Here is a 6302-nt window from a genome sequence, read left to right on the forward strand (position 1 = left end):
AGACGCTGAGTTCATCAGGTCTTTCCAACAACGGGACGGCGTATGTGTATACGAATGTATCGACGAGCTTAGCGGAACCACTGGTTTTTTGCCAGGGCTATGATCCGTGTAACACCATGAATGACATCTCCAACGGTTTTGTGAATGTGTTTCAATCGATGTTAGATCAGGGATATTTTTATTCAGGTGGGAGTTATCTGACAACAAATACGGCTTATCAACAAAGTGTTTTACCGGATTATTTTGGTGCGAATGCTAATTTCTCTGGAGTGAATCCGGCCGGAGGAGAAGCTACTTTAGCAGGAGATAATAAAAATATCAGTTTCTCTTCCTTTCCATCTGACATGGAGCAAATTGTTTCATTTGAAATGATCGATGTTCTTTCAAATTCTGCGTATTCCGGTACATTTGCGATGGTCTATCTGGACAACACCTCACAAACACAGACCATTACCGGGACTTACATGCTGAGCATCTACGGTATGAAACCGTCGCCATTTACTCTTTGTCCTGAAAACACGGTGTGTGTACCTCAGGCGGTTGCTCCTGTGAGCTGCAACACTGCTTATGTGGATTACGATGCAGCAATGAACATCGTCGACAATGCGTACTGGGGAGCAGACGAAGTACTGTTCAATGACCTGCACCGGCTTTCGGAAGCGGATTTTTGTGCGGGGAACTATGCGTATATCGCAGGCGCCTATTTAGAATACATCACCACGTTTTGTTCCAACTCCCAGGGGGTGGAAGACGCGATGTATTTATCCATTGCGAATTTCGGGAGCACACCCATTGGTTATTCGAATGCAGAACTGCTAACAGTGATCGGGTTGTACGAAGCATCGAATGCCTCGAATACGGCTCATGCCGATTACATGCCCTGGAATGCCTTTGCGGCAGCGTACATTGAAAACAGAGACGGAGTGTACTGTCCGCCGCTACTACCCAATCAACCGATCCCGGAGGTTACACTTCCGGAGCCGGATCCGTGTCAGTGGGTGAACAATGTGATGACGGTGAATGCATTGCTGCAGCAAGAGATTTACCTGGATCAACTGGCGGATGCCTTTCAACAGGCGTACATCCGTCAGGCGATCGCCTCTGTTGAAGAAACCCTGACCCAATATTACTACGACAAAGAATACCACTATACACTGTATTATTACGACCGTGCGGGGAACCTGATTCAGACGGTTCCGCCCAAAGGCGTGAAACGTTTTGAATACACCGATTCCGGCAGCCCGATTGTATCCGAAGGATCACCAGGACACACCGGTTCCAGCCATACAGACATCAACACAATGCGTCTGAGTAGTCCGGATGCGACGGATCTGTTGAATCCGCTCAACAGTGCTCAGAACGTGGCACCGGAGCATACCTATGAAACGCAGTACCGCTACAACTCCTTGAACCAGTTGGTGTATCAACGAACGCCGGATGGAGGAGAGAGCCGCTTTGCGTATGACAAACTGGGACGGTTGATCATGAGTCAGAATGATCTGCAGCGTGCCAACAATCAATACAGCTATACGCGCTACGATGCACTGGGACGGGTTATTGAGGTTGGAGAGCTGACCAAAGCAGACCACAGCATTAACGACCTGGGACGACTGATAAATAGCAACGGTGTGGAGCAAACTACGATTGTAAACCATGCGAATTTCCCCAACAACTTTTCAACAGTTCGGGAAGAGGTAACGCGTACCCTTTACGATGAACTTCCGGGAGACATTGTGGCACAAAACACTCCAGGCGGATTACCTGTAGCTTCACAGCTTACGAGCCTGTTTGAGAACTACGCGTATGACAATACCCGCAACCGGATCCTGGGTGTGTTGTACCTTGCGAACCTGTCTACTTCCAATCCGAACAGCAATGCCAGCTATACGAACGGTACGTTTTACAATTACGATGTACACGGCAATGTGAGTGAGCTTGTGCAGGTGCACCACGATGCGGTCCTGATGAGCAAAGAACAGGCGGTCAAGCACCTGAAATACGAATACGATCTGGTGAGCGGGAATGTGAACAAGGTGATCTACCAGAAAGATCAGAAAGACCAGTTCATGCACCGCTACACGTATGATGATGACAACCGGATTACGATTGCAGAGACCTCCAAGGATGGTTTCTTGTGGGAAAAGGATGCGAAGTACTTTTACTACGACCACGGACCACTGGCACGTGTAGAGCTGGCAGACAAGAAAGCTCAGGCAATGGACTATGCCTATACGATCCAGGGATGGCTGAAGACGGTGAACGGAGAGGAGATCAATGCCGGGTCCATGATGGGTCGTGACGGAAAAGGAAACACATTGAATGAGAAAGTAGGACGAGATGTATTCGGATACAGTTTGAGTTACTTTGCCAACGATTATGTGGCAGCCAATATGCAGATGCTGGATCATTCGACTGCCTATACGACCGGAGCTTCTCTTTACAACGGAAACATCCGTAGTATGTTTACCGCGTTAAGTGACAACAGTGAAACGGCACTGGGAACACACCAGACGAGTTATACGTACGACCAGTTGAACCGCATCAAATCGATGGAAGGATTTAATCGGGTGCTTCTTCAGAATCCGACATCTTCGGGTTATTCTAGCAATTACAGCTTTGATGCGAATGGGAATTTAAAAACCCTGAGACGCTATATTGGAGGAGTGAGCACGCCAATGGATGATTTTACGTATGAGTATGATCCGGGAACAAACAGGCTGAATCATGTGTTAGACGAAGCCAATCATATGGTGAACAATCTGGGGGATATCGGTTACCATTCTCAGACGATTGACAACTATGGATACGATGCCATCGGTCAACTTGTAAGCGACGATGACGAAGACATCAGTTCCATTGAATGGACGGTGACTGGCAAGGTGAAACAGATTACCAAGACCAATGGCATCACCATCCGTTTTGAGTACGATGGACTGGGCAACCGCATTGCCAAGCATGTGACAGAGGGAGGAGACGTGACTTCTACCTACTATGTACTGGATGCCCAGGGCAATGTGATGCATGTGTATACAGGAAATATCCGTGCAGCTGATGGTGGAGGTACGGCATATTATTTGTATCTTTCGGAACGCAACCTTTATGGATCATCGAGATTGGGACAAGAGCAGGTAAATATGGCATTAACACAGGCAGCACCGTTTAACTACAGTGGTATATTGGATAATGCCTATGGTGACAAGCGGTATGAACTGTCGAACCATCTGGGGAATGTCTTGCAAGTAATTACAGACCGCAAGCTTCCGGAGAATGACGGAACAAACCATGTAGCACACTACACCGCTGATGTGGTGAGTTACAGTGATTATTTTCCATATGGTATGGTGATGCCAAATAGGTCTTATACTGGTGATGACTACCGATATGGGTTTAACGGCTACGAAGCAGATAATGAAGTCAAGGGAACAGGAAACAGCTACACAACAGAGTTTAGACAATACGACCCGAGGATAGGACGTTGGTTATCATTAGACCCACGAAAAGATAAATATCCTGATGTATCTCCTTATGCTGCTTTTGGCAATAATCCTGTTATATATGGAGATAAAAACGGTGATACTATTATTGTGTTAATATGGAAAACAGGAGATGGTAGTTACGGTCACGCAGCAATCGCAGTTCAAAATTATAAAAATGTTGAAGTAACTTTTAATGCGTTAGGCGTGGAGTTCACGACACAAATGAGAATTCCTGATGGTACTTATACATATTATGATTTATGGCCGGGTGGTGAAGGGGTAACGGACCAAAAGTCAAGTACAACTACTCCTGTCGAAGCTGTTTATAATCAATATAAGAAGATGGGAGGAGGTACAATAATTACAGAGGACGAATTATTGAGTGGGGACCCTAGCCGTGGGGAAGGACGACCTGCTGATGGGGTTCTGAAGTTATACTCTTCTAGGAAAATGGATGGAAAAATCAAATCTGTACTTCAACAACATATAGAAAAAAATCCTGATTATATAGGATCAAAAAATAATTGTTCCGATTATGTTAGGTCAGCAATCGAAGCATTTTTTGAATATAATGATGTGGAAAACAATTTTGGCAAAGAATCTTTTTATGGTTCAACTTTTACAACCCCAAATGAATTATTTAAAGATACCAAAACAAAAATTGAAGATACAGGTAAAGGGGAAATAATGAAAGAACAAGGAGATTTTGACGAACCATTCATTAATAATAATAATTCCGGTGGTTTGGGGAAAAGCAGTCCGGCTCTTAGAAATAGTCAAAGTGGTAAACCTAGAGGATGATGCGATTAATATTACTAATAATATCTATTTTATTTGTTGTTTCTTGTAACTTTAAGAAAGAAACACATGTTGCTAAATTTAATGAAAGATACCCAAGTTTTTTTGATATAAAATATGACAGTATAGTCCTTCAAAATAAAGATAATAAAACAAATAAATTAGATTATAGTTTTATTGAAAAATGTGTAGGGGAATCCGATATTACTAGGGCAAAATTTATCGTTGAAAGTAATCTTCTATTTTATAAAGCTGAAAAAATTATAAAAACCATAGGGGTCAATAAAAATGGATTTTTTATAAAATATGAAGGCACTACTTTTAGGATGCAATGCAAACTATAGGTAGTGTTCCAAACTTGTACCTGAGTTCTTTTGGTAGTGTAGTCAATAAATTGATATGAATCCAAATTGTTCTTTGAATATCAAATACTACATGAATGGTGTTTTGAAGCGTACCATTGCAGATGCCAACCCGACAGCACCCATGATTGTTGACTTCTCGATTAATGGTAGTGGCAAGAAAATTTCTAATTTGAAGATTGCAAATCCATCTTACACAGCAGATGTGGTACAGCAAACAGATTACTATCCGTATGGAATGGTAATGCCGAACAGAAATGGAAGTGATAATTCTTATCGATATGGCTTCCAAGGACAAGAGAAGGATGACGAGGTGAAAGGTGCTGGAGAATCTGTAAATTATAAATACCGCATGCATGATCCTAGAATCGGTAGGTTCTTTGCGGTGGATCCGTTGGCATCAAAATATCCATATTATTCACCGTATGCATTTAGTGGAAATAGGGTTTTAGATGCTATTGAGTTGGAAGGATTACAACCGGGGATATTGTTTAGTAATGCCGATCAAGCAGCAGTTAATTTTGGTAAATACTATAACGATAATTCCATAAGAGAAAATGTAGAATATGTATCCCAGATTTATAAAACTGTTGATGCGGACGGGGGGTAGTGTGTCAAATGGCACTTTTGATGATTGTAAGACTTTAATCATTTAAAAATCAATAAATTATCATTTTAAGGGTTTGGAAATTAGATGAGATTTTATATGTTTGAAGTTGCTAAAGTTCATCATCTGTCTTTAAAATAGAAATTTTGAACCAGCTGTATCAAATGGCGCTTACTTATGAAAACTTGTCACTATTGTTCATCTAATTCATTGATCTGTAAAGGCAAAAGAGGATTGATTCAACGTTATTATTGTAAATCTTGTCATAAATATCAACAGGATATGTACCGATATCGATTATATGATCCAAAAGACGATAAAATGATAAAACTGTATCACTGTGAAGGATTAGGAATACGTTCTATTAGTAGGATTTTGGGATATTCTTCTAATACGATTATGCGTCGAATTCTGTTTTTAGGATTTTCAGTAACGAAACCTGCCTATTTGGAATCCAATCAAATTTATGAAGTAGATGAATTATGTACGTATGTAGGAAGAAATCATTCATCTCATCATAAATGGATAATTTATGCGATCAATCGTTCTACCAAAACAGTTGTAGACGTTGCTATCGGCTCACGTTCAAGAGACAATATCGGGAAAGTAATCGGAACTATAAAATCATTAAATCCGCGTAAAATTATAACAGATAAATTACCTGTGTATGTAAATTTGATACAACCAATAAAACATGATACTCACAGGTATTCAAATAACCATATTGAGCGTGGAAATCTGACTTTACGTACACACATCAAACGTCTTTTCCGTAAAACAATTTGTTACAGTAAAAACCTGAATATGCTAAAAGCAAGTATTTTATTATATTTAGATCATAGAAATTGGAAGTTAGATGCCTTATAACCGTCCAATGATTTAAAAGAATATACAATTCACGGATACCCATCGTTAACTAACATAAACAATGCTGAAATACTTTTCGTACCACTTATTATTCCTGTTTTTTCTATCTTCATTTTCATCACAAGCCACAGAAGTTCAATGGACGTCACGTTTAGTCGGTTCAGAGATTGCAGGTGGAGAGTTGGACATAGA

General features: G+C 41.1%; 4 protein-coding genes. All 4 read left to right on the plus strand.

Annotated features, from left to right (window positions below):
- On the plus strand, positions 1-4277 hold a 4277-nt coding region (locus H9Y05_RS16025), incomplete at its 5' end, for an RHS repeat domain-containing protein (protein WP_216714878.1).
- The gene (locus H9Y05_RS16030; protein WP_216714879.1) at positions 4274-4618 is read left to right on the plus strand and encodes a hypothetical protein; all 345 of its coding nucleotides are present in this window, start codon (positions 4274-4276) and stop codon (positions 4616-4618) included. The genes H9Y05_RS16025 and H9Y05_RS16030, both read left to right, overlap by 4 nt.
- 55 nt (positions 4619-4673) lie before the next feature.
- A complete protein-coding gene (locus H9Y05_RS16035) occupies positions 4674-5246 on the plus strand; it encodes an RHS repeat domain-containing protein (protein ID WP_216714880.1) in 573 nt (190 codons plus the stop codon).
- A 174-nt stretch (positions 5247-5420) separates the two neighbouring features.
- Entirely contained in the window at positions 5421-6110 is a 690-nt protein-coding gene (locus H9Y05_RS16040; protein WP_216714881.1) for an IS1 family transposase, read from the plus strand.
- Positions 6111-6302 lie beyond the last annotated feature (192 nt).

The sequence above is a fragment of the Taishania pollutisoli genome, from assembly GCF_014518315.1.
GTDB classification, from domain to species: domain Bacteria; phylum Bacteroidota; class Bacteroidia; order Flavobacteriales_D; family Crocinitomicaceae; genus Taishania; species Taishania pollutisoli.

Coding starts and splice junctions, on each gene's coding strand:
- H9Y05_RS16040 (WP_216714881.1), top strand. CDS start 5,421: ATGAAAACTTGTCACTATTGTTCATCTAATTCATTGATCTGTAAAGGC.
- H9Y05_RS16030 (WP_216714879.1), top strand. CDS start 4,274: ATGATGCGATTAATATTACTAATAATATCTATTTTATTTGTTGTTTCT.
- H9Y05_RS16035 (WP_216714880.1), top strand. CDS start 4,674: ATGAATCCAAATTGTTCTTTGAATATCAAATACTACATGAATGGTGTT.